Source organism: Nocardioides sp. JCM 18998 (assembly GCF_055391535.1).
Genome location: NZ_AP043886.1, coordinates 2,024,293 through 2,050,180, shown reverse-complemented (window position 1 = coordinate 2,050,180; position 25,888 = coordinate 2,024,293). Strand labels below are relative to the sequence as shown.

General features: G+C 70.3%; 24 protein-coding genes. 11 read left to right on the top strand and 13 right to left on the bottom strand.

The features are described 5' to 3' along the window. Positions 1-68 precede the first annotated feature (68 nt). The 4 genes from ACZ5L9_RS09590 to ACZ5L9_RS09575 are packed head-to-tail and all read left to right on the top strand — an operon-like array spanning position 69 to position 3,823. Positions 69-1,262: an ATP-grasp domain-containing protein gene (locus ACZ5L9_RS09590; protein ID WP_464536555.1), complete on the top strand. Its 1,194-nt coding sequence runs from the start codon at positions 69-71 to the stop codon at positions 1,260-1,262. A gap of 4 nt (positions 1,263-1,266) precedes the next feature. Beyond that, complete coding sequence (locus ACZ5L9_RS09585) at positions 1,267-2,046, top strand: amidohydrolase family protein (protein ID WP_464536553.1); 780 nt, start codon at positions 1,267-1,269, stop codon at positions 2,044-2,046. Further along, positions 2,043-3,203 carry a pyridoxal phosphate-dependent aminotransferase gene (locus ACZ5L9_RS09580; protein ID WP_464536551.1) on the top strand — a complete coding sequence of 387 codons (1,161 nt, stop codon included), beginning with the start codon at positions 2,043-2,045 and terminating at the stop codon, positions 3,201-3,203. The genes ACZ5L9_RS09585 and ACZ5L9_RS09580 overlap by 4 nt, the downstream gene beginning before the upstream one ends. Before the next feature lie 8 nt (positions 3,204-3,211). Next, the gene (locus ACZ5L9_RS09575; RefSeq protein ID WP_464536549.1) at positions 3,212-3,823 is read left to right on the top strand and encodes a class I SAM-dependent methyltransferase; all 612 of its coding nucleotides are present in this window, start codon (positions 3,212-3,214) and stop codon (positions 3,821-3,823) included. Here the strand turns inward: ACZ5L9_RS09575 and ACZ5L9_RS09570 are convergent. From ACZ5L9_RS09570 to rfbF, 4 genes are read right to left on the bottom strand one after another with little or no spacing between them, the layout of a single operon-like run. Continuing rightward, positions 3,802-4,332, bottom strand: a complete 531-nt coding sequence (locus ACZ5L9_RS09570; protein ID WP_464536548.1) for a dTDP-4-dehydrorhamnose 3,5-epimerase family protein — start codon at positions 4,330-4,332, stop codon at positions 3,802-3,804. The genes ACZ5L9_RS09575 and ACZ5L9_RS09570 overlap by 22 nt on opposite strands. Continuing rightward, entirely contained in the window at positions 4,329-5,576 is a 1,248-nt protein-coding gene (locus ACZ5L9_RS09565) for a class I SAM-dependent methyltransferase (RefSeq protein WP_464536546.1), read from the bottom strand. The genes ACZ5L9_RS09570 and ACZ5L9_RS09565 overlap by 4 nt, the downstream gene beginning before the upstream one ends. Positions 5,577-5,607: 31 nt before the next feature. Further along, positions 5,608-6,660 carry a CDP-glucose 4,6-dehydratase gene (gene rfbG, locus ACZ5L9_RS09560; RefSeq protein ID WP_464536544.1) on the bottom strand — a complete coding sequence of 351 codons (1,053 nt, stop codon included), beginning with the start codon at positions 6,658-6,660 and terminating at the stop codon, positions 5,608-5,610. Further along, entirely contained in the window at positions 6,653-7,447 is a 795-nt protein-coding gene (gene rfbF / locus ACZ5L9_RS09555; protein ID WP_464536542.1) for a glucose-1-phosphate cytidylyltransferase, read from the bottom strand. Before rfbF ends, rfbG begins: the two co-directional genes overlap by 8 nt. A 136-nt stretch (positions 7,448-7,583) precedes the next feature. On the opposite strand from rfbF, the gene ACZ5L9_RS09550 reads away from it, so the two are divergent. Both ACZ5L9_RS09550 and ACZ5L9_RS09545 read left to right on the top strand, forming a co-directional pair. Next, positions 7,584-8,876, top strand: a complete 1,293-nt coding sequence (locus ACZ5L9_RS09550) for a glycosyltransferase family 2 protein (RefSeq protein ID WP_464536540.1) — start codon at positions 7,584-7,586, stop codon at positions 8,874-8,876. After that, complete coding sequence (locus ACZ5L9_RS09545; RefSeq protein ID WP_464536538.1) at positions 8,873-9,820, top strand: glycosyltransferase family 2 protein; 948 nt, start codon at positions 8,873-8,875, stop codon at positions 9,818-9,820. Before ACZ5L9_RS09550 ends, ACZ5L9_RS09545 begins: the two co-directional genes overlap by 4 nt. Here ACZ5L9_RS09545 and ACZ5L9_RS09540 read toward each other — a convergent pair. From ACZ5L9_RS09540 to ACZ5L9_RS09505, 8 genes are read right to left on the bottom strand one after another with little or no spacing between them, the layout of a single operon-like run. Continuing rightward, complete coding sequence (locus ACZ5L9_RS09540) at positions 9,817-11,256, bottom strand: hypothetical protein (RefSeq protein WP_464536536.1); 1,440 nt, start codon at positions 11,254-11,256, stop codon at positions 9,817-9,819. The two genes, ACZ5L9_RS09545 and ACZ5L9_RS09540, sit on opposite strands and share 4 nt — an antisense overlap. After that, positions 11,253-12,584, bottom strand: coding sequence for a glycosyltransferase family protein (locus ACZ5L9_RS09535; RefSeq protein WP_464536534.1), 1,332 nt, complete (start codon positions 12,582-12,584; stop codon positions 11,253-11,255). Before ACZ5L9_RS09535 ends, ACZ5L9_RS09540 begins: the two co-directional genes overlap by 4 nt. Position 12,585: 1 nt before the next feature. Further along, positions 12,586-13,080, bottom strand: a complete 495-nt coding sequence (locus tag ACZ5L9_RS09530; RefSeq protein ID WP_464536532.1) for a hypothetical protein — start codon at positions 13,078-13,080, stop codon at positions 12,586-12,588. Continuing rightward, positions 13,073-15,298 (bottom strand): glycosyltransferase, encoded by a 2,226-nt coding sequence (locus ACZ5L9_RS09525; protein ID WP_464536530.1) that lies wholly within the window; start codon positions 15,296-15,298, stop codon positions 13,073-13,075. The genes ACZ5L9_RS09530 and ACZ5L9_RS09525 overlap by 8 nt, the downstream gene beginning before the upstream one ends. Beyond that, a complete protein-coding gene (locus tag ACZ5L9_RS09520) occupies positions 15,295-16,575 on the bottom strand; it encodes a rhamnan synthesis F family protein (protein WP_464536528.1) in 1,281 nt (426 codons plus the stop codon). Before ACZ5L9_RS09520 ends, ACZ5L9_RS09525 begins: the two co-directional genes overlap by 4 nt. Positions 16,576-16,585: 10 nt before the next feature. Continuing rightward, positions 16,586-16,972: a hypothetical protein gene (locus tag ACZ5L9_RS09515; RefSeq protein WP_464536526.1), complete on the bottom strand. Its 387-nt coding sequence runs from the start codon at positions 16,970-16,972 to the stop codon at positions 16,586-16,588. Continuing rightward, entirely contained in the window at positions 16,972-17,577 is a 606-nt protein-coding gene (locus tag ACZ5L9_RS09510; protein WP_464536524.1) for an SIS domain-containing protein, read from the bottom strand. Before ACZ5L9_RS09510 ends, ACZ5L9_RS09515 begins: the two co-directional genes overlap by 1 nt. Then, positions 17,574-19,085: a phosphotransferase gene (locus tag ACZ5L9_RS09505; RefSeq protein ID WP_464536522.1), complete on the bottom strand. Its 1,512-nt coding sequence runs from the start codon at positions 19,083-19,085 to the stop codon at positions 17,574-17,576. Before ACZ5L9_RS09505 ends, ACZ5L9_RS09510 begins: the two co-directional genes overlap by 4 nt. Before the next feature lie 268 nt (positions 19,086-19,353). On the opposite strand from ACZ5L9_RS09505, the gene ACZ5L9_RS09500 reads away from it, so the two are divergent. From ACZ5L9_RS09500 to ACZ5L9_RS09480, 5 genes are all read left to right on the top strand, one after another. After that, positions 19,354-20,187 carry a flagellin N-terminal helical domain-containing protein gene (locus tag ACZ5L9_RS09500; protein WP_464536520.1) on the top strand — a complete coding sequence of 278 codons (834 nt, stop codon included), beginning with the start codon at positions 19,354-19,356 and terminating at the stop codon, positions 20,185-20,187. A gap of 197 nt (positions 20,188-20,384) precedes the next feature. Next, positions 20,385-21,860, top strand: coding sequence for a flagellar filament capping protein FliD (gene fliD, locus ACZ5L9_RS09495; protein WP_464536518.1), 1,476 nt, complete (start codon positions 20,385-20,387; stop codon positions 21,858-21,860). An 11-nt stretch (positions 21,861-21,871) separates the two neighbouring features. Continuing rightward, complete coding sequence (locus tag ACZ5L9_RS09490; protein WP_464536516.1) at positions 21,872-22,258, top strand: flagellar export chaperone FliS; 387 nt, start codon at positions 21,872-21,874, stop codon at positions 22,256-22,258. A gap of 5 nt (positions 22,259-22,263) precedes the next feature. Continuing rightward, positions 22,264-22,620, top strand: a complete 357-nt coding sequence (locus tag ACZ5L9_RS09485; RefSeq protein WP_464536514.1) for a hypothetical protein — start codon at positions 22,264-22,266, stop codon at positions 22,618-22,620. Positions 22,621-22,639: 19 nt separating this feature from the next. After that, complete coding sequence (locus tag ACZ5L9_RS09480) at positions 22,640-24,880, top strand: glycosyltransferase (protein WP_464536512.1); 2,241 nt, start codon at positions 22,640-22,642, stop codon at positions 24,878-24,880. On the opposite strand, the gene ACZ5L9_RS09475 is transcribed toward ACZ5L9_RS09480, so the two are convergent. Further along, positions 24,881-25,864 carry a glycosyltransferase gene (locus tag ACZ5L9_RS09475; protein ID WP_464536510.1) on the bottom strand — a complete coding sequence of 328 codons (984 nt, stop codon included), beginning with the start codon at positions 25,862-25,864 and terminating at the stop codon, positions 24,881-24,883. Between the last annotated feature and the right edge of the window lie 24 nt (positions 25,865-25,888).

The following is a 25,888-nucleotide window of genomic DNA, read 5'->3' as shown; positions in this document are numbered from 1 at the left end:
AACGGTCCCAGCCGACCGATAACGTACTGAAGGCGCTCGAACGCCTGACTCGGAGCGGATAGATGGACATGACCGGAGCACCACGCATTCTCATCCTCGGCGGCGGCCCGTGGCAGCTCGACCTGATCCGGCACGCCGTCGGGACCGGCGCGGAGGTCATCGTCGCCGATCTCGATCCGCAGGCGCCCGGCAAGGCATTGGTCGCCAGGTCGTACGACATCAGCACCGACGACCGCGACGGTCTCCTCGCGATCGCCCGCTCCTGCGCGGTGGACCTCGTCCTCTCCGACCAGAGCGACCGCCTGGTGCCGGTCGTCGGATACCTCAACGAGGCCCTGGGGCTTCCCGGCATCCTGCCCGAGCAGGCCCGACTCTTCACCGACAAGCTCGCGATGCGCGAGGCGCTCGCCGGGAGCGGTGCCCCGATGCCCGGGTACGCCGAGGTGGCCTCGGTCGCCGAGGCGATCGAGGTGGCGGCCGGCCTCGGCTACCCCGTGGTGCTGAAGCCGAAGAGCAGCCGGGCCTCGCTCGGCGTGGTCAAGTGCGACACCGCCGAGGAGGTACGGCACTCCTTCGATCGCGCGATGGCCGTCTCCGCTGACGGCCGCGTGCTGGTCGAGCAGTTCATCGACGGCACCGAGATCACCGTGGAGGGGCTCAGCGTCGGCGGCCGCTTCCAGGTGCTCGCGATCAGCGAGAAGAGCCACTACGCCGGGCTGCCGTGCGTGGCGCGCAAGCTCGCGTACCCGCCTCGGTACGACGGGGCGACGATGGCGCGCATCGAGGCCGTGGCAGCGACAGTGGTCACGACCCTCGGTCTGCAGGACGGCATCAGCCACGCCGAGTACCGCATGCGCGACGGCGAGCCCTATCTCGTCGAGGTCGCAGCTCGCGGCGGCGGCAACCGGATCTCCTCGATGATCAACCGCCACGTCAGCGGCATCGATACCTACGACGTGCTCCTGCGTGCCCTCCTGGGCGAGCCCGTCGAGCCGGCGGCGAGCGCGTACCGCGCTGCGATCTTGGAGTTCTTCGACTTCGCGCCCGGCCTGGTCGAGGCGGTCGACGGGATGGAGGAGCTGGAGGACTCCGGCCTGGCACAGGACGTCGCGCTCTTCTTCGCCGCCGGCGACACCCTCACGGACCCGACCGACGACCTCACCCGACAGGGCTACTTCATCACCCTCGGGGACACCCGGGACGACGTCGAGTCCCGGGCGGATCGGATCAAGGAGACGGTGCGGGTCACCACCCGCTCCTGAACCCATGCGCTACTTCGACGTCCACCTGCACCTGCCGACCCCGGACGAGCACGGCCTGCAGCGGCTGCTCGCGCACCTCGACGACGAGCCCGACCTCGTCGGCGCCAACCTCGTGCTCAACACCCCGGCCGAGGTCGCGTTCGCGTACGAGCATCGCGACCGGCTGCCGGCGCGGCTGCAGGTCATCCCCTACCTGCCGCCGCTTCCCGGGGACGTCGCCGGCGAGATCCCCTCCGAGATCCCCGGCGAGTTCGCCGCACTGGGCTGGTTCAAGATCCATCCCGTCCTGCACGGCCTCACGGCGACCGACATCCCCGCGCTGGTGGAGCGGATCCGTGCGCTGGACCCGCCCCCGCGCGGGCTGATGGTGCACTGCTTCCCGTGGGGGACCAACCTCCAGCACGAGATCAGCCTCCCGCTGGTGATCGCCCTGGCCACCGCGCTGCCGGACACGGCGGTGCTGGCCACCCACGGCGGCGGCTACGAGTCCTGGGCGTTCCGGGCGCACGCGGGCGGGCTCAGGAACGTGCACTTCGACTTCTCCGTCTCGCTGTCGTACTACGCGGGCTCCGACCTGCTCCGCCCGATGCAGCGCTACCTGCGCTACTCCCCCGACCGCCTGCTCTTCGGATCCGACTGGCCGAGCGCCGCTGCCGACGAACAGCTTCAGGAATCCGTACGACTGGCCGACGAGATGGGTGTGGGAAGCGACCACCTCGAGGACCTCCTGCTCGCCAACGCATGGCGGCTCTGGCCCGCAGCACAACCAAGGAGCACCACATGACGACCTACGATGCGCCGGGGTTCTCCCGTGTGGCCGACGCGGCGACCCAAGCCATGTCCATCCGCTACAACAACCTCGTCTACGACCTGAAGTCGCAGGGCGAGAAGGTCATCACGCTCTCCCTGGGCGAGGCGTTCTTCGACATCCCGCTCAAGTCGATGGACGACCTGCCCTTCCCCGACGTCCTGCACTACTCGCACTCGCGGGGCCTGCCGGCGCTGCGTCGTCAGATCGCGTCGCACTACGCCAGCGAGTACGGCGTCGAGGTCGACCCGGAGACGGAGATCCTGATCACGGCCGGGTCGAAGGCGGCGATCCACTTCACCCTGATGAGCATCCTGGATCCGGGCGACGAGGTGATCGTCCAGGAGCCGACCTGGGTGAGCTACCCCGAGCAGATCCGGCTCTGCTACGGCGTGCCGGTGACGCTGCCGTACGACGCCCCGCTGAGCGCCTACGAGGACGCCATCACGCCGCGCACCAAGGCGATCATCATCAACAACCCGCACAACCCGCGCGGCGAGGTGATGTCGGGTGCGGACCTGGAGTACCTCGTGGACCTCGCCCGTCGCCGCGGTCTCCACGTCCTCGCCGACGAGGCCTACAGCGACTTCGTCCTCGACGAGCCGTTCCAGTCGCTCGGCCGGTTCGATCCGGAGAAGCGCAACGTCGCGGTCTGCAACTCGATCTCGAAGAACTTCGGCATCTCCGGCTGGCGGCTGGGCTATGTCATCAGCCGCCCCGAGATGATCGATCAGATCCTCAAGATCAACCAGCACATCCTGACCTGCCCGGCCAGCATCCTGCAGTACTACGTGGCCGAGCACTTCGAGGACATCCGTGACGTGACCCGTCCCCAGATCCGGGACGTCGTGCGCAAGCGCCACCAGGTCGCCGCGATGCTGCGCGACCTCGACCTCGTGGCCCTGCCCGGGACCGGCACCTTCTACCTCTTCGTCTCGACCGCGCCGAGCACGCTCTCCTCCGAGGAGTTCACGATGCGGCTGCTGATGGAGGACAAGGTCGCGGTCGTCCCCGGCATCGGCTACGGCGAGTCCTGCGACGAGTTCGTCCGGGTCTCGATCGGCACCGAGTCGCTCGAGGACATCGCCGAGGGGCTGCGTCGCCTGCGCGCCCTGATCGACCGTACCCGGTAAGGGCCGTCATGCTGCCTGCGGAGAAGGAAGCGATCATCGCGCTCTACGAGGAGCGCTACGCCAAGCTCGGCCACGACGTCAACACCCTCGGCTGGAACGCGACGACCGACCAGATGCTGCGTTTCGAGGTGCTCAGCGACATCGGCGACCTCAGCAACAGCTCGGTCTGCGACGTCGGTTGCGGCTTCGGCGACCTCGCGCCGTACCTCGACGGGCGGTTCACCGACGTCACGTACACGGGCATCGACATCACGCCGTCGCTGGTCGCGCAGGCCAGCGAGCTGCGGCCCGACGCCCGCTTCCTGTGCCAGGACATCCTCGCCGACGACTTCGCGGAGCGGCACGACTGGTTCGTCCTCTCCGGTGCGCTCAACTACCGTTTGGAGGACAACCTCGCGTTCTCCCAGCGGATGCTCGAGCGGATGTTCGCGCTGTGCGAGCGCGGCGTGGCGATCAACTTCCTGTCGAGCTACGTGAACTTCGAGCGCGAGCTGAACTACCACCACGAGCCGGAGGCGATGTTCCGGTTCGCGAAGGGCCTCACCCGGTGGGTCACGCTGCGCCACGACTACCCGCTGTGGGAGTTCACCCTCTATCTCTACAAGTCGCCCCAGGAGTGACCGTCGCGGTCCGCATCGGAGATGCGGGCCACGTCGAGGGGCCAGGAGACGCCGAGCGTCGGGTCGTCCCAGCGCAGGGTGCGCGCGCTCTCGGGGACGTACGCGCCGGACATCAGGTAGACGACCGAGGTGTGGTCGACCAGCGTCTGGAAGCCGTGGGCGACACCCGCCGGCAGGTAGAGGGCCCGGTTGTTCTCCGCGCTCAGCTCCTCCGCGATCCACCGGCCGTACGTCGGGGAGCCCGCCCGCAGGTCGACGACGACGTCGTGGACGGCGCCCGCCGCGACCCACACGATCTTGGTCTGGGCGTGGGGCTCGGCCTGGAAGTGCAGCCCGCGCAGGGTGCCGGCAACGTCGTTGGACGACACCGCCACCTCGTCGACGGTGCGTGCCTCGTCCGGGCCGCCGTCCGTCGGCCAGTCGACGACCTTGCGGAAGCCGCCCCGGAAGTCCGCGGCGTAGCGTCCCTCGAGGAGGTAGGCGCCGGTCAGGGCGAGCTCGGTGATCATCGCGAGAGTCGGCGCATCTCGGGGATCGCGACCCACACCTCGGCCTCGGGCAGGGAGGACTGGGCGAGCGGGAGGATCTCCTGCCCGATGTTCCACGGCAGCACCAGCACGTCGTCGGCGGCCGACGTCGCGAGCGCGTCCGGCGCCAGCACCGGGACGTGGCTCCCGGGCAGGAACTTGCCCTGCTTGTCGGCGCTCCCGTCCACGACCACGCACAGATCCGCGGGACCGACACCGGCCGCGTTGAGCAGGGTGTTGCCCTTCGCCGCGGCACCGTAGCCGGCGACCGAGCGGCCAAGCTCACGCCGCTCGTCGAGCCAGGAGCGCAGCCCGTCGACAGCGGCGAGCGCGCGCTGCGCGAAGGCCTCCCACAGCTGCGGCGAGAGCAGGCCGCCGGCCAGCTCGGCCTCGATGGCCGCCGCGACGCGCTCGGAGACCTCGCGGACGCCCGCACGCGCCAGCCAGTAGCGGTTGGAGCCGCCATGGGTCGGCAGCTGCTCCACGTCCCACAGCTCGAGGCCGGCCCGCTGGGCCACAGCGGCGACCGCGTGCGCGCTCAGGTAGGAGAAGTGCTCGTGGTAGATCGTGTCGAACTGGGTGAGCTGCATGAGCCCCAGGAAGCTCGGGTTCTCGACGGTGATGACCGTCTCGTCGTCGCACAGGGCCGCGAATCCACCGACGAAGTCGACGAGGTCGGGAACGTGGGCCATCACGTTGTTGGCCACGATCAGCCTCGGATGCCCGTGCTCGGCGAGGAGACGCTCCGCCAGCTCGATCCCGAAGAACTCGCTGACCGTGTCCACGCCACGGGAGCGGGCGATGTCGGCGACGCCGCCGGCCGGCTCGATGCCGAGCGTACGTACACCGGTCCCGCCGAACTGCGAGAGCAGGTAGCCGTCGTTCGAGGCCACCTCCATCACCAGGTCGTCCGACCCGAGGCCGAGCAGGGCCGTCATCTGGTCCACGTAGCGCCCGGCATGGGCGAGCCACGAGGTGCTCACCGACGACTGGTAGGGGTAGTCGCGGGAGAAGATCCGCTCCGGCAGCACGAACTCGCCGAGCTGACCGAGCCCGCACTCCGGGCACACCCTCAGGTGGAGCGGGAAGGTGGCGTCGACACCCTCCTGGCTCAGCGCCATCTCGTTGGAGAGCGCCTGGCGGCCGAGGTCCAGCACGGAGACGAGCCCCGTCACGCCGCACCCTCGGCACAGCACGGTTCCACGGTCGGTCAGCGTCTCCACCACGGGTGATCCTTCGGCACTCACACCGACGACCTTACGGTTGCACGCGACCGAGGAAGGCCTCGATCTGGCTGACCACGCAGCTCCTGGCCTCAGCGCCACCTGCCTGGTCGCGATACCAGGAGGCCGTCATCGCGATCGCCTCATCGGCCGCCATCGTCCCCCAGCCCAGCGCCGTGCGCGCGTCGCTCGCGTCGAGCGCGAGCAGCGGGTTCTCGTGCACCTCGCCCGGCTCGACGCGCACCTCGAGCGGCTCGCCGTACTCCGCCGCGAAACGGTCGATGACCTGCTGCACGGTGAGGTGGTCGGCCGACCTCGGACCGAAGTTCCACGCGCGCCCGACGGAGCGGTCCCCGCTCAGCCCGCGATCGGCGACGAGGAGATAGCCCCACAGGGCGTCGAGGACGTGCTGCCAGGGCCGTACGGAGGCGGGATTGCGCAGGGTCAGCGTCCGGTCGCCGAGCATGGAACGGGCGGCGTCCGCGAGGAGGCGGTAGGGCGCCCAGTCCCCGCCGCCGATCACGTTGCCGGCGCGCGCGGTCGCCACGATCGTGCCGGCGTCCCCGAAGTAAGAGCTGCGGTACGAGGCCGCGACCAGCTCGGCCGCTGCCTTGCTGGCGCTGTACGGATCCGGTCCGCCGAGCGGAGCGCCCTCGCGGTGGGGCTCCCCGGCGGACGGCTGGTAGACCTTGTCGGTGGTGACGACGACGGCGCACCGCACGGTCCCGACCTGGCGGATCGCCTCCAGCACGTTGACCGTGCCCATGGTGTCGATCTCGAACGTCCCGCGCGGATCGCGGTAGCCGTCGATCACGAGCGGCTGCGCGGCGAGATGGAGGACCAGGTCCGGCGACGCGGTGCGCATCTCGGCCAGCAGCCGGTCGTAGTCGCGCACGTCGGCGACGACGTGCCGCTCGCAGAGGTCCGCGAGCGCGGCGTCCTCGAAGAGGCTCGGCGTCGTGGGCGGCTCGAGGGCGTACCCGTAGACCGAGGCACCGAGGGAGCGGAGCAGCGGGATCGCCCAGGCGCCCTTGAACCCGGTGTGCCCGGTCAGGAGGACGCGCGCTCCGGAGAGCGCGTCAAGCACGGCGGCCGTCTCCCGAGAGCCAGGTCGCCCACGGCGCCTGGCCCGAGTTCCAGAGGCTCTCGAGCAGGTTGCGGTCGCGCAGTGTGTCCATCGACTGCCAGAACCCGTCGTGCTGGAAGGCGAACAGCTCGCCGTCCTTCGCGAGCCGCTTGAGCGGGTCCGCCTCGAAGTGGGTGGCATCGCCCTCGATGCGGTCGAGCACCGACGGCTTGAGCACGAAGAAGCCGCCGTTGATCCAGCCGCCGTCGCCGACCGGCTTCTCCTGGAACTCGGTCACCGCGGCGCCGTCGATGCCCAGGGCGCCGAAGCGACCGGGGGGCTGGACGGCGGTGAGGGTCGCCTCGCCGCCGTGCGCCCGGTGGAAGGCCAGCAGCTCGTCGATGTTCACGTTGCTCAGACCGTCGCCGTAGGTGAAGAAGAAGTCCTCCTCGTCCGCCAGGTAGGGCGCCACCCGCTTGAGGCGCCCTCCCGTCATGGAGAACTCACCCGTGTCGACCAGCGTCACGCGCCAGGGCTCGACCACCGAGCTGTGCACCTCCATGCCGCCGGTCCGCATGTCGAAGGTGACGTCGGAGCGGTGGAGGGAGTAGTTGTGGAACCACTCCTTGATCATCGAGCCCTTGTAGCCGCAGCAGATGATGAACTCGTCGATGCCGTACTGCGAGAAGCTCTTGAGGATGTGCCACAGGATGGGCATGCCGCCGATCTCGACCATCGGCTTGGGACGGATCACCGTCTCCTCGCTCAGCCGAGTGCCGAGTCCCCCAGCAAGGATGACTGCTTTCACCGGAGGCTCTCCTTCACGCACGTGCACGCTCTCACGTTGGTTCCCATCGGCGAGGAACGTACGTCCTTGATCGGATCTCGCCCGCATCACGGCGTGTCACGCTCAGATCGCAGCGCTCGCGGACGACAGGAATCGCATGAAGCGCCCCCTGCTCAGCGTCGTGATCCCCACCCGCAACCGGGCCGAGACGCTCCAGCACGCGCTTGCGACCTGCGCGGCGCTGGGCGAGCACGACGTCGAGATCGTCGTCAGCGACAACGCCGGCGCGCCGGCGACGAAGGCCGTCGTCGAGGGGCTGCGACTGCCCAACCTGGTGTACCTGCGGCACGACGAGGCGCTCTCGATGAGCGTCAACTGGTCGCGCGCGATCCTGGCCGCCACCGGCGAGTACGTCACCGTGATCGGCGACGACGACGGCATGATGCCGTACGCCCTGCGGGAGCTGCGCCGGATCGTCGAGGCGCACGAGCGGCCGCGGCTGGTCTCCTGGCCGCGGGCATGGTGGACCTGGGAGGAGTTCGAACCGGTCGAGGACGGCAGCGTCCTGCGGATCGGTCTGGGCCGCAAGCTCCGTACACTGTCCGGCCGCGAGGCCGTGCGGCGTGCCATCAACTTCGAGGAGCACTACCACGAGCTCCCGATGATCTACAACGCCGCCGTGCGCCGCGATGTGCTCGACCCCGTCCGCGCGCTCGGCGATGGTCTGCTGCCGGCGGCGAACCCCGACATGTACAGCGGCCTGCTGCTCGCCGCCCTGGCCGGTGAGTACCTGCACTGCGCCCTGCCGATGACGCTCGCCGGCACCAGCCGCTTCAGCACCGGCCACGCCTTCTCCCAGCAGGAGCGCGGCACCAGGAGCAGCGTCGCGGAGGACTTCGCCGCCACCAGCGGCACCGGCGGCGTCGCCTTCCATCACCTCACACCCGGGATCTTCACCCTCGGCCACGGCATCATCGATGCCTTCGAGCACCTGCGCGACGTCCTCGGTGATCGCCTGCCGGGCGCCGTCGAGGGGCTCGACTACCAGCAGGAGCGGGCGCTGACCCGCTACCTCGAGGAGATCGCCCCGAAGTCGCCGGCCGACTTCGCCGACTCCGTCGGGCGGCTTCGGCGCTTCTACGCCGACCGGCCCGACCTGCTGAGCAGGATCGACGCGGAGAGCCGCAACGAGCCACAGGACCGGGTGACCTATGCCGACGGCATCGGGTTCGACGGCAGCGCCCTCACCATGAGCACCGCCGGGCTCGGCGTCCACACCATCGCCGACGCGGTGACCTTCGCCAGCAGGATCCTCGGCGTCACCGAGCGCCCGGTCGACTACGACATCCCCGACCTGCGGGAGTCGCGCCGGCGTGCGGAGCTGGCCGAGCGCGAGGTGGAGCTCCTCACCGCGCGCCTCCGGCTCGCGGAACGCGATCTCGTCGGATGAGCCGAGCGGCCGTGCCCCCGGAGGTCTCGGTCGTCGTGCCGACCTACGGCAGCGACGACTGGCTGGCCGCGTTCCTCGACGACCTGACGCTCCAGACGCTCGCTCCACAGCGGTACGAGGTGGTGCTGGTCCGCAACGGTCCCCCGACCCGGACCGGCGAGATCGTCTCCGAGTGGCTGGCCTCCCACCCCGACCACCAGGTGCGCGTGGTCGAGTCGGCCCCGGCCGGCGTGGCCCGGGCGACGAACGCCGGGTTCGACGCGGCCCTCGGCCAGTACGTCTGCATCGTGAACGACGACGACCGGATCGGGCCGCGCCATCTCGAGGCCCTCCTCGAGGCCGCCGGACCCGAGACGATCCCCGTGACGGCGATCGGCATCGTGCAAGACTGGGCCTTCACCGCGGTCGACTTCGACAACTTCCTGACCCAGCCGATGGTCCGCGGCCTGGCTCGCTACGGGAGCGCCGCGATCCTCGGGATCGCCGCCCAGGCCGCGGTGGCGAAGCTGCTCCCCACGGCTGTCGCCCGGACGGTACGGGTCCAGGAGGGTCTCGCCTACGGCGAGGACACCGCCTTCTGGGTCGCCGTCGTGGCCCGGACCGGTCGCCGGTTCGTGGCCGCCGACCTCGGCCCGGACGCCGCCTACCTCTACAACGTGCGCTCGTCGGGCTCCCTGACCTCCGGCACCCGCGAGGGGACCTGGGACGGCGCCGTGGTGGCGCCCCTGCGGGCCATCGGCGCCGTCACCCGCGCCGCCACCACTCCGGCCGCGGCACAGGTCGCCGCGGTCGTCATCAAGAACCTGATCCACCCGGTTCGTCAGGCCCTGACCGCCGACCCGAGCCTCGTTCGCGAGGCGATCGAGGTGGCGGCCCAGGGCGGACTCGACGAGCGCTGGTGGCACACGAACGACCTGCCCGCGCCGGCCGGGCAGCGCGGCTAGGCCTCGAGGCAGTCCACGACGTAGTCGTGGATGCGCGGGCCCGCGCCGTCCGGGTTGGCGGTCATCCGCTCGAAGAAGGCCGTCTGCCCCGGGATCCTCCCGTCGTTCTCGCCGACCTTGCGGCGCAGGTAGGTGAAGGCTCCCTCCGGGTGGAACCACTCCGCGCGCACGTAGCGGACCAGCTCCGGGTCCTCCGCGTCCTCCGGGATCCAGTCGTCGCCCCGCGGCTCCCCGCAGGGCACGTCGGTGCGAACCGGCGCGTCCTGGAACAGGAGCGGCTTGCCCGTGATGGCGTACAGCGGCACCACCGAGCTCCAGTGCCCGAAGTACGCGTGGGTCCAGTGGATCGCCCGCTGGAGATCCATCGAGGTGTCGACGATGACGCGCGGCATGCTGCTCGCCCGGGCGACCAGGGCGTCGTAGGCGGCGCGCAGCCGGGGCGTCATGGAGTCGATGGTGGCCCGTTCGAGCGGGTGCGGACGCCACCACAGCGCGATGTCCTCGTTGCGCTCCACTGCGTCGAGCACGTCGTCGAGCTTGCGCAGCGTCTCGTCGCCGTCGCGCAGCAGCGCCACCACCGTGGTGAGCTGCAGCAGTGTCGTCCTGCCGGCCATCCGCTCCGCCCAGTCCGCGGGCAGCGGTCCGCCGGTGGTGAGCGCGTAGTCGAACTTCGGCGAGCCGAGCGGGACGATCTTGTTGCTCGACCACAGACCGATGGCCCGCGCGGCGAGCTCCTCGCTCTGGTAGATCACCTTGTCGAAGATCTCGAAGCTCGCATGCTCGTCGAAGTGCGGCTCCATCGGTGCGGCGCTGACCCAGTACGGCACGTAGACGAGCAGCTCGCAGTGCGGGCGCAGGGCCTCGGAGTAGAAGTCGGGGTGGACGCTGGTCACCCGGTTGTAGCCGTCGTACGGGTTGTGCACGTAGACGACGTCGGGGTGGATCGCCGCCAGGTCGAACGTCCGGTAGTCGACGACCGGTACCTCGGCGGGGAGGTGCTCGGTGTGGACGAACCACTCCTTGGCCGTGTGCTCCGGGGTGAGCTCGGCGAAAGGGATCGGGACCACGATCGCCTCGCAGCGCGGGTCGGCGTCGGCGGCCCGCCAGATCGTGTGCAGGCTGTCCCACATGGAGGCGTTGTAAGGCAGGAACACGATCGTGTACGTCGTCTCGACGGCCTGCAGCGCCGCCTTGAGGTCGACGACGCGGGCGACGAGCTCGCGCGCCGAGCCGCTGCCGTCGGCCAGCCGGGTGAGTGCGGCGGCGACCGCCTCGGCCTGCGCCGACACCTCGGGCTCCCCGAAGAGCGGCAGCGCCTCGGCGATCTCCCCGGCCATCCGGATCCTCGACTCCTCGCCGAGGTAGACGCACTGACGCGCGCCGTCCAGGACCGCGTCGGCGACCTCCAGCAGCTGCTGGCGGACTCTGTTCCTCACCCGTCGACCCTTCCGGTGATCGTGTGGATCTCCGACAAGACCTCGTCGTCGTTGTCGTCGTACTCGAGCTCGTGCGCCTCGGGCGAGAGCCCCATCGCCCGCAGGCTGTAGTAGTGCCGCATGATGACGTGCGAGCCGCCCAGGTAGAGGACGACCTGCTTCGCCGTGGTCGAGCTCACCACGTCGCACAGACCGCTGCGGATCGCGATGAAGAGCCCGGCCGCATCGAGGATGGGGACGGCCTGGGCCAGCGGGAAGAAGACGGGTCGCGTTCCGGCGATCGGCGGCTCGGACTCCCCCGAGCTGTTCGTGCAGACCTGCCAGCCGGCAGCGCCCAGCTCGGCCGCCAGGCGCTCCCAGAACGCCATCGGGATCCGGATGTTCCAGTGACTCCCCATGTACGGGGCGATCACCGCGGTCCGCCCCGGCTCCAGCCCGGCCTGCTCGAAGAACGCGGCCACCGCGGCCGGGTCGTCCTCGAAGCGCGGCTCCCGGATCACCGGGTCCTCGAGCCCGAAGACGTCGTGCTCGAAGACCTCGCGGAAGTTCGGCACGTCCTCCGCGATGTAGGCGTTCGGCCCCGGCCGGGTCCGCATCCCCCGGAACTGCAGGGCCGTGACCGGGACGAGTCGTTCGCCGAAGAACTGCAGGGCGGCGTTGAGCGCATCGGTCTCGTCCTGGGTGATCACCTCCTGTGCCTCGAGGTCGAACAGCGCGAGCACCTTGCCGACCAGCCTGCCGTTGGTCACGATGACCGGGTTCGCGAGCCGGTTCTCCTCGATGTACGCGGGCAGGTACATGCCCTGGAGATAGGCGTCGCCGGTCCCCGGATAGGGGCAGAGCAGCAGGTGCGCGTCCTGGCCGTGGCGTCGCTGGATGCGCTTGACGACCCGATAGCCCTGCATGATCTGGCGCAGCTCGCCGGCGAGGTCACGCAGCCGGCTCAGGCGGGTCGTGCGAGCCCCTGTGACGATGAAGTGGTCGCGTCCGGCCACGAAGCCCATCGCCGACAGCTGCTCGGCCATCTCGTAGGCGTACGGCGGCGACGTGATCAGGATGACCGGGTCGTGCGCCTCGCGCAGCGCGTCGGGGCCGAGCACCAGGATGCCGTCGTACGAGCGTCCGTGCTTGTACGGCGCGTTGTCGATGACGGCCTCGACGGGGACGCCGCGACTCCGGAGGTGCTCGACGTACCAGTGGAAGTCGAGGGTCGCGCCGAAGAAGTACACGTCGCGTCCGCGCAGCCTGCCGCGGTCGACGAGGTGGTCGAGCTGTCGGCAGACCTCGTCGCGACGTCGGTCGATCTGGCCGGGAGCCTGGCGTGCCATCTCACCACGCCATCAGGTAGTAGCGGATCATCTCCGGATACCCGTAGCCGGGCAGGGACAGCAGCCCCGGCTCGGCGAACGGCCTCTTGAGGGAGATGACGAAGACCTTCTTGGTGAAGGCGTGCAGCCGGAAGTAGCGCAGCAGCTGGCTCACCCGGTGATCGCCGAGGCGGCGCACCACGACCTGATCGGAGGCCAGCGCCTCGGCACGAGCCGCCGTCTCGGGATCGGCGAGCGCCTCGTCTCCGAAGACCAGCACGACCCGCGCGAGCCCCTTGCGGCGGACGAAGGTCGGCAGGTGTTCGAGCGCCTCGAGGTTCAGCTGCCGCTCCGCGTCGGGGAAGACGAGGAGGGCCTCCTCCTCGGTGAACCCGAGGCCGCTGCGCAGCCGCCGCCAGGCCACGGCGCCGCCCACGGCCGACCCGAAGGCCTGGAGGACCTCGACCAGCTCGCGCCCGGCCCACAGGCCCGAGCGCGTCGCGATCGGCTCACGCATGGCGGGGGCCGTTCTCGCCGACGACCGCCCCATGGGCGCACTCTATCGCCGGGCGACGGGCCGGACCCAGGTAGCCGGGCGTCTCGCGGACCCGGTCGAGGAACGTCTCCCAGGTGAAGTGATCGCCCACGAGCTCCCGGGCGGCCATCGCGCGACGGTGCGCCTGCGCGGGGTCGTCGAGCACCGCACGGATCTGGGCGACGTACTCCCCGACCGCCTCGGTCCTCGAGACCAGGTAGCCACGGCCCTCGCCGATGATCTCCGGGATGCCGCCCACGGCGGGCGCCACCACCGGGAGCCCCGCGGAGACGACCTCCGTCAGGAAGACGGGCAGCCCCTCGTACATCGGGGTCATCAGCACCATCGCGAACTCATCGAGCGGCAGCGACCCGACGCCGTCGGTGAACGGCGGGTGGACGACGGCGCCGGCGGCCGCCAGTCGCTGGAGGTGCGGCTCGACGTCCGCGTCCGCCCAGACGACCTGTCCGTAGAGATGCACCTCGGCGTCGACGCCCCCGGCGGCCAGCTCCTCGACGACGTCGGCGAGGACGTCGAGCCGCTTCTGCCAGTCGAACCGGCCCGCCCACAGGATCTTGCGGCGCTGCCGGGTCCCCTCCGTCCGCACGTAGTCGGCCAGCACGGCGGGCTGGTAGTGCGCGAAGAGCTTGGCGGGGTCGTAGCGCCAGCGGTCGTACAGCTCGTCGCGGAACGAGGCGCAGTCGGTGATGAAGCCCGTGACGTGATCGAGGTAGTCCGCGCGCCGCCGCAGCATCTGGCCCCGGATGACCCCGTTGGCGTGCGGGAAGTTGTTGAAGGCCGTCAGGAAGACGCGGGTCGAGGAGGCGATCCGCTCGCCGTAGGTCGCCATCATGTCGAACGGGCCGTGGCTGGTGTTGTGGACGTGGATCAGCTCGGGGCGGAACTGCGAGGCGAGCAGCGCGAAGACGCGGGCCTGCGCCGCGGGGCGCGCCTCGACCGGGAGCAGCGCGACGCCCAGCTCGGCGACCGCCATCCCATCCGGGACCTCGTCGAGCCGGGTCGACTCGACCACCTCGGTGATGCCGAGCGCCACGTCCCACTCCGGCTTCAGCTGGCGCACCGCGTGCAGGTAGTTCAGGACGACGGAGTCGCCGCCGGCCATCCGCAGGCCGGGGGCGAGGAAGAGCGCGTCGAACGCGTCGGGCAGTGCGAGCACGGCGCGCCAGTACGCCAGCGCCACCGCCCGGCCCTCGTCGTCGACCCACGGCCGGTGCTCCAGGGCGGCGACGTGGCCCGGCGTCGGCGCCATCGTCAGGGGCTCCAGGTCGTACAGGCGCCACCAGTCGCCGACGACCGCGTCCGTGATCACCGTGCCGGGGGTCCTGCCCGGCGCTGGTGCCGACGGTCCGGTCCAGCCCGATCGGCCGGCGACGGCCGCCTCGCCGACGGATCGGTCCCGCAGCCCGGCGGAGACCGGCGCGAGCTCATCGGCGGCCGCGATCTCGAAGGGGTCGTCGTGGAGCTCGTCGACGCGGCGGTGCAGCGAGGTCCCCGCGGCGACCACGTGCTCGACGCCCGCCTCCAGGGTCGCCCAGTGCCAGGCGCGCAGGGGCGAGCACGGCAGGTCGAGGCCCGGCGCCGGCAGGGGGTGGGCCGCGAAGAGCTCCCGGCGGGCGAACCCGAGGTCGTCCCACCCGTCCGCCGCGACGAGCCCCCAGAGGGCGAAGTCCGCGTCGTCGGTGCTCGGGGTCGTCCGGAAGCATCCCTGCTCTCCGAACGCGAACTGCACGTCGGGATGGACCACGGCCGCCGGCCGCGCTCGCAGCGTCGCCACCGCACCGGCGATCCAGCCCTCGGAGACCAGGTCGGCGGCGCGGACGAACCCGACCATCGGCGCGGTGGTCACCTCGATGCCGCGCGCCCGGGCGGACCCGCCGGCGGCGACCACGACGACCGTCGCGCGCTCCACGCCGGCGAGCGTCCCGCCTGCGCGGCACGCCTCCTCGGCGAGGGCCAGCGTCTCGGGGTGCGGGTCGTCGAGGACGATCGCGACCTCGCACCGGATGCCCTCGCGGCGTGCGTACGCCGCGGCGGACGCGATCGCACGCAGCCCCGGATGGATGAGGCGGCGCTCCCGCGACGCGGTGACGATGACCGCGACGTCCGGCACGCTGACGTCCGGCACGCTGACATCCGGCACCGCGACATCCCGCCGGCCGGGCTCGGGCACGGCGCTCATCGCTCGGCGGCCGAGAGCCGGCCGTCACGATCGGCGCGTCGCGCGAGCGCATCCGCGAGCGCGGCGGGATCCGTGGTGCGCCGCAGGTGCGCGTCGATCGCTGCAGGATCGGCCGCCGTACTGCGAGCCGCGAGCCGGCCCGCCCACCCGGCGAGATCGGCGCCGAAGGGGTTCATCGTCAGCAGTCCCCGCTTGAGCAGCGGCAGCCCTCGACCGAGCAGCTCGAAGGCCCACTCCGTGTACATCGGGTGGTACGGGTACAGATCGTCGATGAAGGTGGCCAGCTCATGTCCCCGCGAGATCAGCAGGCGGGTCAGGACGTACTCGTAGCGCCGGACGACGTCCAGCTTGTCAAGCGTCGTGCGCTCGCGTGCCGCGGTCAGGAAGCGCTGCACGGTCCCGTCTCGCAGGACGCTCCCCCGCAGGGCGATGAAGTACGAGCCGACGTGGAACTCGTTCTCGGGGAAGCGCTCGAACATGTCGCGCCCGATGGTCGCCGTCGTGGCGCCACGCAGCGGATCGGACAGCACGGGGATCGGCGCCGGTCGCCAGGTCGTCCCCACCACACGCGTCTCTCCGTAGGCGAGGCTCGCGAGCTCCTCCGTGGCCTGCATCCCCCACCAGTCGCACGGCCGTCGCGACATCGTGTCGAAGACCTCGTCGAGGGTGTCGACGAGGTAGCAGCTGTCGTTCGCGAGCACGACCTCGTCGTACCCGGCGATCCGGTCCCAGCCGACGAGCTCGGAGGCGAGCAGCGCGTAGGAGCCGAAGTCGTACGCGCCGTGCCGCACGGCCCAGGCGCCGGCGGCGATGCCGTCCAGCTTCGACAGCTCCCCAGGTCGGAGCTCGCCGTCGCTCAGATAGAACACCTCCGCGTGCCGGCTCAGCTCGGCGAGGTAGGCGAGGGCCGTCTCGTCGAGGAGGCCGTCGCGGTCGTAGCCCGCGAACAGCACTGCCCGGCGGGCGTCGACCGGGAGGGGTGCGGCCTCACGCGGGGCGCCGAACCGAGGCCGCGTCGCCAGACCTGCCCGGCGTCCGTCCAGCGCGTAGTGGATGAGCGGGTTGACCTCGTCGGCGGCGGCCGGGTCGAGGTGGGCGGCGATGTACCAGCCGACGTCGAACTCCGCATAGGGCCGGCGCAGCTCGCGCCAGCCGCGGGTGAGGAAGTGCTCCAACGGGTCGACGCCCGACGCCCGGACGCTGGGATAGCGAGCCAGGTAGTAGTCGCGGTCGAAGAGCTCCGCGACCACCGCTTCGGCGGGGTCGACGCACGTCATGGTCGAGGGCTCAGAGGGCATCGTCGACGACGACGGTGGGCCGGGGTGCGGTGTCGCGCGGCGTGGTGACCGCGAGGGCGGTGACAAGGCCCGAGGGCTTGGCGTCGTTGACCACGATCCGCTCGCCGTACGGGGCGCCGAGGATCAGGTGGTCGTACCGGATGCCGTGCGCTGCCAGGAACGCCTCGGTCCCCTCGCGGTGCTCCTCGGTGCGCGCGGTGACGAGCACGACGAGGTCGCCGGCCGGGATCTGGGCGAGGAACTCCAGGGCTCCCTCGAGCAGGGTGTCGCCGCCGTCGAGCAGATGGCCGTTGTGCTTGACGAGGGTGCCGTCGAGGTCGAGGAACCAGGTGTGCCCCAGCGGCGAGAGGACGAGCTCGGTGGTCGGATCGGTCATCAGCGGGGGCCGGGGATGCGGGCGCTGTCGAGGCGAGCGCCGATCGCACCACCGGGGTGGTTCATGTGCAGGGTGCCGATCTCGACGTCGAGGCTCGCGACGAGCTCCATCGCGAGGTGCTGGAGCACGATCAGGTTCAGCACCGTCGAGTTGTTGGGCAGGATGTCCCAGGCGTCGCCCTCGTGCTCGAGGTCGAGGATCACGCGCTGCGGCACCTCGCGGTACAGCGTGCTCGTACGGCTGAACGAGAGCAGCCAGATCGAGCAGCGCCGGCCCTGGGCCTTGAGCAGGTCGACGAGGTGGACCGACTCGCACGTCTCGCCGCTCTTGCTGAGCACCACGACCAGGTCGCTGTCGCGGATCATGCCGAGGTCGCCGTGGACGGCGGAGTTGGTGTGCAGGAAGGCGGCCTGGACGCCGACCGAGTTGAGCGTGCCGACGACCTTCTCGCAGATCGGGACGTTCTTGCCCAGCCCGGAGAAGATCAGCTTGCCGCCGGCCGCGATGGTCGCGAGCGCGTCGGCCTTGAGGCCCTCGAACTCGTCGTCACGCACGGAGTCGAGCGCGTCGCCGAGCAGTCGCATCGTCTCGCTGAACTGCTTCATCCCAGCGCCTCCTCGAGGTGGTAGAGACCGTTGTAGAAGGCCCCGCAGACCGAGTCGTAGTCCTGCCACGCGTAGGTGGTCAGCGAGAGCCAGATCACCGCGTGCAGCAGCTTGATCGTGCGAGGATCGGCGCCGCTGAGCGCGAAGAAGTCGTCCTCGAGCTCCTCCCAGCGGTTCGAGACGATGTCGAGGGTGACGTCGTGCTCGCCGATGCCGAGGCGGAACTCGCGCAGGTTGAATCGGTCGTAGTTCCCGACCACTGAGTAAAAGAGCTTCGCCCAGTCGTAGTTGGGATCGCCGAAGAGCTTGGTGTGCCCGAAGTAGCCGCGCGGGTCGATCAGCACCGGCTCGGTGCCGTCGCGCAGCATCAGGTTGGAGAAGGTGCAGTCGCCGTGGATGAAGGCGAACCGGTCGCAGGCCACCGCGTCGAGCGCCCGCTCCAGCCCGTCGGCGTGGAAGAAGACGTTGCGGCACTCGCGGCCGTTGACGGTGATCGTGCGCTGGTCGGCGAACGGCACCAGATCGCGGATCTTCGCCAGCCGCGCCATCGTCTTGGTGAAGTACGCGTCCTTGAGGCTGAAGGAGTCGGCCGGCACGGTCTCGAGCTCGTGCAGCCCGCGCAGCGCCCCGACCAGCTTCGCGAGGATCGCGCGCTTCTCGGCCAGCGACAGGTCGCCGTACTCGTAGACGTTGCCGCCCTGGATCCGCTCGAGGGTCAGCGGGTCGGTGCCGTAGACGGTGGGCACGTTGGTGAGCCCGCGCGCGGCCACGTACTCGTACCAGGCGCGCTCGTCGACGGCGAGCGCACGGCCCTGCTCGTCGATGCCCTCCTTGATGACGCGGTCCTCGGTGAGGGTCATCCGGTTGAACGGGCGGACCTTCTCCTGGGGCAGTGCCTCGTACTCGGACAGGAGCCCGAACTCGCGGGTGCCGGCCAGGCCGAGCTCGTCGAAGACCAGGCCGCGCTGTTGCATCCACCGGACCAGCTCGCCGCTCTGCGGGATGCCGTCCAGGACCGAGCGGTCCTGGAGGACGAAGAGGCCGGCCACGCCGTGCTCCGCGGAGCGCTCCTCGGCGAAGACGCCGTCGGCGTAGCTCCACCGGCACTCGAAGGTCTGCGAGATCCCGATGTGGTTCGCGAGCCCGGTCGCGCCCGGCTCCTTCGGCATCTCGAACGTGGTCGGCAGGATCAGGTCCGACCAGACCAGCATGAACGGCGTGCGCTCCGGCAGCAGCTCGAGCGCTTGGCCCACGCCGCCACAGGTGCCCGACCCGGCCGCGTCGACGACCTGGTACTCGACCTCGGCGAAGCTGGCGAGGTACTTGCGCAGCACGTCGCCGTGGTGATCGGCGATCACGATGAACCGCTTGTCGGGGAACTGCCGGAAGAGGTGGAACAGCATCGGCAGGTTCTCGACCGGCACCAGTGCCTTCGGCCGGTTGGCCGTCAGGTGTCCCAGGCGGGTGCCCTTGCCGCCCGCCTGGACGACGATGTAGTCGACCGACATGACGGCTCCGGAGTCGGGGATTGCGCGTGCTGAGACCACGTCTGACCATCGGCGTCCGTTCTCGAAACGTGAGGGTTACCTCCCGCCCGACGGGTCGTGACGCTCCCTCCGTACGCGCGAGCGCGCGCGTGGCCCGGGATCCGGCCAGAAAGATCGGGCCAGAAAAATCTTCGCCACGGGCTAAAGCGGCCTCCCCGAGCGCCGATTGCACTGCCATAGGTGCCCACGGATGGGCCCTGAGTACTCCCACTTCCATGAAGGAAAAATCATGACCCTCAGCATCAACACCAACGTCCAGGCCCTCACCGCGTACAAGCACCTCGCGGCCACCCAGGCGTCGAACTCGACCTCCAGCGAGCGCCTCTCCTCGGGTCTGCGCATCAACCACGCCTCGGACGACGCCGCCGGTCTGGCGATCGCCAACACGATGGGCATGCAGCTCGCCGGCATCAGCCAGTCGCAGAAGAACGCCCAGCAGGCGCTCGACCTGGCGAACAGCGCCTCCAACGACCTCGGCGCGATCGTCAACATCCTCAACAAGATGCAGACCCTGGCCCACGCCTCGGCCTCGGACATCCTGCAGACCGCCCGCGACTCGAACGTCACGCAGTTCGCCGCGCTCAACAGCGAGCTCGACCGCTACAAGACGAACTCGAACCTCAACGGCACCAAGCTGCTCGACGGCACCGCCGGCAGCAACGGCAAGATCAAGGTCCAGGTCGGCGCCTCCAGCACCGACCTCGTCACGATCGACCTGTCGAACGCCAAGGTCGGCTCCTCGGACCTCGGCACGGCGAACGCCTCGCTCAGCTCGACCAGCGGCGCGCTCACCGCTGAGGGCACCATCACCACCGCCCTCAACAGCATCAACACGGTTCTGGCGAACCTCGGTGCCATCGAGAACACCCTGCAGGACACCGCTGACTCGCTCGCCACCGAGTCGGTCAACCTGTCCTCCTCGATGTCCACCATCCAGGACGCCGACATCGCGACCGAGTACGCCAACTACATGCGTACCAACGCGCTGGCCGGCATCGGCAACTCGATGCTGAAGCAGGCCCTGACCCAGACGCAGCAGCTCCAGCAGCTCGTCCAGGGCTGATCGCTCAGCACCTAGCACCACCTGTGGGGCGCCCCGTCTTCGGACGGGGCGCCCCACGCCCTTTCCGCCACGGCTGATTCCGCCGCCCCACTTCCCCACGCCGACGGCTCAACCACCGCACGTGGACGCCGATGGGGGGTGTGGAGGACTCCGCCGACGGAGCCGACTTCGCCGAGATCTGAGCACAGGAGCGGTCCATGACCACCAGCAGCACGAGCAGCACCACGCTGACCGCCGTCTCGACCGGCTCCGCCGGCACGATCAGCTTCGGCACGCTCAGCGGTCTCGACACCAACAGCCTCATCACCGCCGAGATGGCGATCGCCAAGATCCCGCAGCAGCAGCTCCAGACGAAGCTGACCAGCAACCAGGCGCAGATCACCGCGCTCCAGGCGCTGAACACCTCGATCGCCGCGCTCTCCACGTCGGCGACCAGCCTCATCAGCGGCAACGCCTGGACCCAGCAGACCGCCACCTCCACGAACAGCGCCGTCACCGTCACCGCGGCGAGCAGCGCGGCCTTCGGCTCGATCAACCTCACGGTCAACAACGTCGCCACCAGCGCCAGCACGACCCTCGCCCCGGGCAGCACTGTCGCCGCCGACTCCGCGTTCACCATCTACGGCAACGACGGCACCGCCCTGGCCCACTTCAGCACCGACAGCACGCCGTCGCTCACCGAGGTCGCCGCGGCGATCAACGCCACCAGCAGCAGCTCGAACGTGCGCGCCGTGGTCAGCAACTCCGACGCCGGCCCGATGCTGCAGATCGTCTCGACCCAGACGGGCGACGTGTCGAACTTCGACATCACCAACGACGCCGACGGCACCAGCCTGATCGGCGGCAAGACCACCAGCGGCATCAAGGCGAGCCTGCTGGTCAACGGCCAGACCCTGACCAGCGACAGCAACACCCTCGACATCGCCCCCGGCGTCAGCGTCACCCTCGGCGCCGACGCCGCCAAGGCCGGCGCCAACACCTCGACCATCACGGTCAGCAGCAACGACTCGGCGCGAGCCTCGGCGCTCAGCAGCTTCATCAACCAGGTCAACTCGATCATCACCACGATCCAGGGCGAGACCAAGTACGGCACGACCCAGTCCGACGGGTCGGTCAGCACCGGCGGGGTGCTGGCCGGCAACGCGAGCCTGCGCGGTCTGGCCACCACCCTGATGAACGCCGTCTTCCCGAGCACGGGCAGCCAGCTGAACGGGTACGGCATCTCGATCACCGACAGCGGCACCATCAGCTTCGACCAGTCCGCCTTCATCGCCGCCTACAAGGCCGACCCGGCCGGCACGAACGCCGCCATCGTCGGCACCGGCACCGATGCCAACGGGCTGCCGCTGACCGACAACTTCGTGAGCCGCCTGCAGAAGGTCGCCGACCAGTCGATCTACTCGGCGGCCGGCGCGAACACCTCGCCGTACACCAAGGGCGACGCGGCCAACTTCAGCGGCGTCCTGGTGTCGCTGATGGGCACCCTCACCACACGAGGGCGCGACCTCAGCGACCAGATCGACGCGTGGACCACCCGCCTCGCGGCCAAGCAGACCAGCCTGCAGACCTACTGGAACTCGTTCACCGCGACAATGAACAAGATCACCAGCCAGTCCACGCTCATCAGCGGCATCGTCGACTCGCTCGACAACGCCAGCACGAAGTCCAAGTAAGGGGACCCGCCATGTCGATGACCGCCCAGGCGCGCTCCGCCTACACCTCGGCGAGCCTGCAGACCGCGACACCCGCCCAGCTGATCCACCAGTTGTGCGACCGTCTCCTCCTCGACTTGGAGCGCGGCCTGCGCGCCCAGATGAAGGGCGATCGCCGCGAGGCCGGCAAGCAGTACATGCACGCCCGCGAGATCCTGATGGTCTTCCAGACCAGCCCCGATCTCGCCGACACGTCCGCCGGCAGCTCGCTCACCGTGATCCTCGCCTATCTGCAGCGCCGTCTCGGCCAGGCCGACGTCCGTCGCGACCTCCGGGCCGGCAAGGAGGTCCTGATCCGCTGCCGCGAGCTGTGCGACAGCTGGAAGCGCGCCGTCGTCCAGGCCTCCCAGGCGGGCTGAGCATCGTGACCGAGACCCAGACCCAGACCGAGACCCAGACCGAGACCCAGACCGAGACGCAGCGCTGGGAGCGCCTGCTCGACAGGCTCGAGGCCGACCTCCTCATCGGCGAGTACCTGGTCAAGAACCCGGGAGCCGAGACCGAGGAGTCCGAGCCGTGGGTCGCGCCGGTGATGACGACACCGGTGCCCGAGGAGCTCGTGGAAAGGGTCCGCGACCTCCACGCCCGCCAGCAGGACCTCCTCGTCGCGATGCAGCAGACTCGCACCGGCCTGGGCAACCACATCAAGATGATCGACCGGATCCAGCACGCGACCGGGACCGGCGAGCGCACCGCGTTCTTCGTCGACACCAGCGCCTGATCTGAAGGAACGACCCGAGATGGCCAACAAGCGCCGTACGACCCGCGCCGGGGTGGCCGCCTCCGCCGGAACCCACTATCCGATCTCCTTCGTGATGATCGTGCGCGACGAAGCCGCGCGACTCGGCCGGTGCCTCGCCTCCGTCCAGGGGCTGGTCGACGAGATCATCGTCGTCGACACCGGCTCGAGCGACGACACGGTCGCCATCGCCACCTCCTACGGCGCCACGATCGGCCACTTCGCCTGGGTCGACGACTTCGCCGCCGCCCGCAACCACGCGCTCTCGCTCGCCACCCACCCGTGGTGCTTCTTCCTCGACGCCGACGACTGGATCGTCGACCGCGAGAAGGCCGCGGAGATGCTCGCCGTGCTGCGGACGCGACGCCCCGAGATGGTCTGCCAGATCCCGATCTTCCAGGTCATCGAGTCCACCGGCGCCCTCGAGGAGGTCGCCCTCCCGGTCACCCGGATCCTCCCCCGAGGCGTGCGGTACGCCGGCCGGATCCACGAGCAGCCGGACACCGAGCTGCCCGTCTACACGATCGAGATCCCGGTCGCCCACGACGGCTACTCGGCCGCCGACATCGCGCGCAAGGAGGGCCGCAACCGCACGCTGCTGGAGCAGGCCCTCGCCGATGAGCCGGAGAACCCGTACTACCTCTACCAGCTCGGCACGGAGCACTTCGCCCGCAACGACTACGCGGGTGCCCTCCCCTACTACGTGCACGCCTACAACGTCCTGCACCCGGCAGAGGGGAACGATGAGACCCCACGGCCGTGGTGGCACGCGCTGACCACCAAGATGCTGCTCTGCCTGATCCAGGTCGAGGAGCACGAGCAGGCGGTCCTGGTCGCCGGCCGCCAGGCCGCGGTCTGGCCGACCTCCTCCGAGCTGCATCACCTCTTCGGCGTCGCGCTCGAGCGCCGCAGCCACGAGCTGGCCGACAGCCCGGAGCTCGCCGCGCAGCTCTACGACGCGGCGCTCGGCTGCTGGATCCACGCGGTCGAGCAGGGCAACGATCCCGAGCTCAGCGGCACCTTCGTGGAGACCGGCACGTTCCTCGCGGCCCGAGCACTCGTGACCGCTTACGAGAACCTGGGTCGTCCCGCCGAGGCCGCGAAGTACCGCCGGCTCTGCGAGCCGGCGTCCGACACCGGCAGCGAGCGCGCGTTCCCCGTCTCCGCCGTCCTGATCGTGCGCGACGAGGCGCGGCGTCTCGGCCGCTGCCTGGAGTCCCTGCGGGGCGCCGTCGACGAGATCGTCGTGGTCGACACCGGCTCGAGCGACGACACGGTCGCCATCGCCACCTCCTACGGCGCCACGATCGGCCATTTCGCCTGGGTCGACGACTTCGCCGCCGCCCGCAACCACGCGCTCTCGCTCGCCACCCACCCGTGGCGGCTGACCATCGACGCCGACCAGTGGCTGCTCGACCCGGCCGCCGCCCGCACGGCCCTCGACCGCGTCGGCGAGCACGAGCCGACGTTCATCGGCCTCGTCGGCGCCCTCGAGACGCGCGCCGACGGCAGCGTCAACGACGACGTCGAGCCCTTCGAGCTCGGCCGACTCATCCCGCGCGGGGTCAGCTACACCGGACGGATCCACGAGCAGCCCGACGCCGAGCTGGAGATTGTCGAGACCGGCCTGATCCTCGGCCACGACGGCTACAGCGCCGACGACCTCGCCCGCAAGCAGCAGCGCAACCTCACGCTGCTCGAGACGGCGCTGCGCGACGAGCCTGAGAACGCCTACCTCTGGTACCAGCTCGGCTCGGAGCACGCCGTACGGGGGAACCACGCCGAGGCGCTCCCCGCGCTCGGCCGGGCGTTCAACCTCACCCGCCCCGACGACGCGGACGCCCCGCTCGTCGACCCGCAGCTGTGGTGGCAGCGCCTCACCCTGCGCCTGATGCTCGGCCTGATCGCGATCGGGCAGCGCGAGCAGGCGGTCGCTGTCGGCGACGTCGAGGGACCGCGCTGGCCCGACTCGGCCGACCTCTGCTTCGTCCGCGGGCGGGCGCTGCGCGACCTGGCGATGAGCATCGTCGAGACCGACGGCGACCGGGCCGGTCACCTGGTGATGGCCTCGATGCAGCAGTGGCAGCGGGCCGTCGATCTCGGGGACCGCCGCGAGTATGCCGGCGTCCTGGCCGGGCGGGCGACCGTCCTGGCCGCCCGGGCGCTGGCCGAGGACTACGCGACGATGGGCGAGCCCACCGAGGCGCAGCGCTACCGCGCGATCGCGGATCGCGCCGCCTGATCAGGCGATCTCGCCGCGGATCACCTTGAGGTTGTGCTCGGCCAGGTGTGACCCGCGTCCTTCGACGGCGCCGTCGAAGGACGGGGTGTCGCCGAGCTCGAGACAGCGCGACCACGCCCCGTCCGCGAGGCCGAGCCACTGGGCGGCCTCGTGGGGGTTCGCGATCGCGTGCGCGAGCGCCACCTCCCCGACCACGAAGTAGAAGTCGGCCGACTCCAGCCAGCGGGGCTGCTCGGTCTCGGCGAGCTCGAGCGCCTCCGGCGTCCGTCCGGTCAGCGAGAGGGTGTGCAGGTAGCGCACGACCAGGTCGTGTCGCCACAGGGCGTCCTGGCCGGCGAGGCGGTACGCCAGCTCGTACTGCTCGACCGCCGCGGCCGCGCGGTCGAAGACCTCGTGCTCCTTGCCGAGGCTGAAGCGTAGGTAGGCGTCGTCGGGTCGCTCGGACAGCTCGGCCTCCAGGAGGATCCGGTTGCGGTCCTGCTTGCGGTCGAGCTGCGCCTCCAGGTAGCCGTCATGGCTCAGCACGATGCCGGTGTCCCGGACCGGGAAGGTCTCCTCGGGCTGCTCGTGGATCCGCCCGCGGTAGCGGACCTCGCGAGGCATGACACGCACGATCCTGGCCGCCGAGCGCCGGCCGCTGCTGTCGACGTTGTCCTGGCTGACGAGCCCGATGAAGTCGGCCGTACGGTCGCGCAGCGCGGCGATCTCGTCGTACCCCTCGCTCAGCCACTCGTCGGCGTCGACCACCAGCCGCCAGTCGCCAGCCGCGAGCTCCAGCGAGCGGTTGCGGGCGGCGGAGAAGTCGTCCACCCAGGCGAAGTGCTCCACCCGCGCGCCGTGCGCCGCCGCGATCGCGACCGTGTCGTCGCCCGACCCGGTGTCGAGCACCAACACCTCGTCGACATGCTCGATCAGCGAGTCGATGCAGCGGGCGATGGAGCGCCCCTCATCGCGAGCGATGATGACGGCGGAGAGGGTGGCCATGAAGAGAGTATCGGCGTCCCCGTC

Bases quoted from the DNA above. Each gene is read 5' to 3' on its own strand.
- ACZ5L9_RS09585 (WP_464536553.1), top strand. From the start codon at position 1,267: ATGCGCTACTTCGACGTCCACCTGCACCTGCCGACCCCGGACGAGCAC.
- fliD (WP_464536518.1), top strand. From the start codon at position 20,385: ATGACCACCAGCAGCACGAGCAGCACCACGCTGACCGCCGTCTCGACC.
- ACZ5L9_RS09505 (WP_464536522.1), bottom strand. From the start codon at position 19,085: ATGTCGGTCGACTACATCGTCGTCCAGGCGGGCGGCAAGGGCACCCGC.
- ACZ5L9_RS09475 (WP_464536510.1), bottom strand. From the start codon at position 25,864: ATGGCCACCCTCTCCGCCGTCATCATCGCTCGCGATGAGGGGCGCTCC.
- ACZ5L9_RS09580 (WP_464536551.1), top strand. From the start codon at position 2,043: ATGACGACCTACGATGCGCCGGGGTTCTCCCGTGTGGCCGACGCGGCG.
- ACZ5L9_RS09490 (WP_464536516.1), top strand. From the start codon at position 21,872: ATGTCGATGACCGCCCAGGCGCGCTCCGCCTACACCTCGGCGAGCCTG.
- ACZ5L9_RS09575 (WP_464536549.1), top strand. From the start codon at position 3,212: ATGCTGCCTGCGGAGAAGGAAGCGATCATCGCGCTCTACGAGGAGCGC.
- ACZ5L9_RS09590 (WP_464536555.1), top strand. From the start codon at position 69: ATGACCGGAGCACCACGCATTCTCATCCTCGGCGGCGGCCCGTGGCAG.
- ACZ5L9_RS09510 (WP_464536524.1), bottom strand. From the start codon at position 17,577: ATGAAGCAGTTCAGCGAGACGATGCGACTGCTCGGCGACGCGCTCGAC.
- ACZ5L9_RS09530 (WP_464536532.1), bottom strand. From the start codon at position 13,080: ATGCGTGAGCCGATCGCGACGCGCTCGGGCCTGTGGGCCGGGCGCGAG.
- ACZ5L9_RS09525 (WP_464536530.1), bottom strand. From the start codon at position 15,298: ATGAGCGCCGTGCCCGAGCCCGGCCGGCGGGATGTCGCGGTGCCGGAT.
- ACZ5L9_RS09550 (WP_464536540.1), top strand. From the start codon at position 7,584: ATGAAGCGCCCCCTGCTCAGCGTCGTGATCCCCACCCGCAACCGGGCC.
- ACZ5L9_RS09515 (WP_464536526.1), bottom strand. From the start codon at position 16,972: ATGACCGATCCGACCACCGAGCTCGTCCTCTCGCCGCTGGGGCACACC.
- ACZ5L9_RS09480 (WP_464536512.1), top strand. From the start codon at position 22,640: ATGGCCAACAAGCGCCGTACGACCCGCGCCGGGGTGGCCGCCTCCGCC.
- ACZ5L9_RS09545 (WP_464536538.1), top strand. From the start codon at position 8,873: ATGAGCCGAGCGGCCGTGCCCCCGGAGGTCTCGGTCGTCGTGCCGACC.
- ACZ5L9_RS09570 (WP_464536548.1), bottom strand. From the start codon at position 4,332: ATGATCACCGAGCTCGCCCTGACCGGCGCCTACCTCCTCGAGGGACGC.
- ACZ5L9_RS09520 (WP_464536528.1), bottom strand. From the start codon at position 16,575: ATGACGTGCGTCGACCCCGCCGAAGCGGTGGTCGCGGAGCTCTTCGAC.
- ACZ5L9_RS09500 (WP_464536520.1), top strand. From the start codon at position 19,354: ATGACCCTCAGCATCAACACCAACGTCCAGGCCCTCACCGCGTACAAG.
- ACZ5L9_RS09535 (WP_464536534.1), bottom strand. From the start codon at position 12,584: ATGGCACGCCAGGCTCCCGGCCAGATCGACCGACGTCGCGACGAGGTC.